Consider the following 1,656-nt stretch of genomic DNA (forward strand, 5'->3'; position numbering starts at 1 on the left):
ACTCGTACCTTGAAAACTGGATATTAAGAATTAATGAATTAAAGAAACACCGAAAACTGCGCGACATGCGGTCAGTGACCGCATTTGTCGAGATTTAAGATTAAGTTATAAAGGGCGCACGGTGGATGCCTAGACACTAGGAGCCGATGAAGGACGTAACTAACGACGATACGCCTCGGGGAGCTGTAAGTAAGCTTTGATCCGGGGATCTCCGAATGGGGGAACCCAAATATCGTAATGGATATTTACTTGTTCGTGAATACATAGCGATCAAGAGGAACACGCAATGAACTGAAACATCTAAGTAGTTGCAGGAAGAGAAAGAAATTCGATTCCCTGAGTAGCGGCGAGCGAAACGGGAACAGCCCAAACTAAAGAGCTTGCTCTTTAGGGTTGTAGGACTGATGTTGTGAGAACAAAAGGTGAAGATAGTTGAACAAGTTGGAAAGCTTGGCCAAAGAGAGTGAAAGCCTCGTAAACGAAATCCGACCCACTCCATTCAGTATCCTGAGTACGGCGGAACACGAGAAACTCCGTCGGAATCTGGGAGGACCATCTCCCAAGGCTAAATACTCCCTAGTGATCGATAGTGAACCAGTACCGTGAGGGAAAGGTGAAAAGAACCCCGGAAGGGGAGTGAAATAGATCCTGAAACCGTGTGCCTACAAGTAGTCAGAGCCCGTTTATGGGTGATGGCGTGCCTTTTGTAGAATGAACCGGCGAGTTACGTTAACATGCAAGGTTAAGATGAAAAGTCGGAGCCGGAGCGAAAGCGAGTCTGAATAGGGCGACTAAGTATGTTGACGTAGACCCGAAACCAAGTGACCTACCCATGACCAGGTTGAAGATGCGGTAAAACGCATTGGAGGACCGAACTCGTGTATGTTGAAAAATGCTGAGATGAGTTGTGGGTAGCGGTGAAATTCCAAACGAACTTGGAGATAGCTGGTTCTCTCCGAAATAGCTTTAGGGTTAGCCTCGGGGATTAGGATCGTGGAGGTAGAGCACTGTTTGGACTAGGGGCCCGTCTTGGGTTACTGAATTCAGATAAACTCCGAATACCATTGATCTATACCCGGGAGTCAGACGATGAGTGATAAGATCCACCGTCGAAAGGGAAACAGCCCAGATCACCAGTTAAGGTCCCAAAATTCATGCTAAGTGGAAAAGGATGTGGAAACGCATAGACAACTAGGATGTTGGCTCAGAAGCAGCCATTCATTCAAAGAGTGCGTAATAGCTCACTAGTCGAGTGATTCTGCGCCGAAAATGTACCGGGGCTAAGCATGATACCGAAACTGTGGATGTGTCGTAAGACACGTGGTAGGAGAGCGTTGTAAGAGCATTGAAGCTGTACCGTGAGGAGCAGTGGAGTTCTTAGAAGTGAGAATGCCGGTATGAGTAACGAAAGACCAGTGAGAATCTGGTCGGCCGCAAGACTAAGGTTTCCTGGGGAAGGCTCGTCCTCCCAGGGTTAGTCGGGGCCTAAGATGAGACCGAGAGGTGTAATCGATGGATAACAGGTTGATATTCCTGTACTAGTTTATTTTGTTTGAACGATGGAAGAACGCAGGAGGATGATGTGTGCGCGCTGATGGATATGCGCGTCCAAGCAGTAAGTCTTGAGTTGAGTCAAATGCTTAGCTCTTTAAGGAC

General features: G+C 47.4%; 1 rRNA gene. It reads left to right on the plus strand.

The features are described from left to right. Positions 1-98: 98 nt before the first annotated feature. Positions 99-1,656: ribosomal RNA gene (locus FHL06_RS12735) — 23S ribosomal RNA — on the plus strand; the annotation flags it as partial.

The organism is Companilactobacillus halodurans (genome assembly GCF_009600985.1).
Lineage (GTDB): Bacteria > Bacillota > Bacilli > Lactobacillales > Lactobacillaceae > Companilactobacillus > Companilactobacillus halodurans.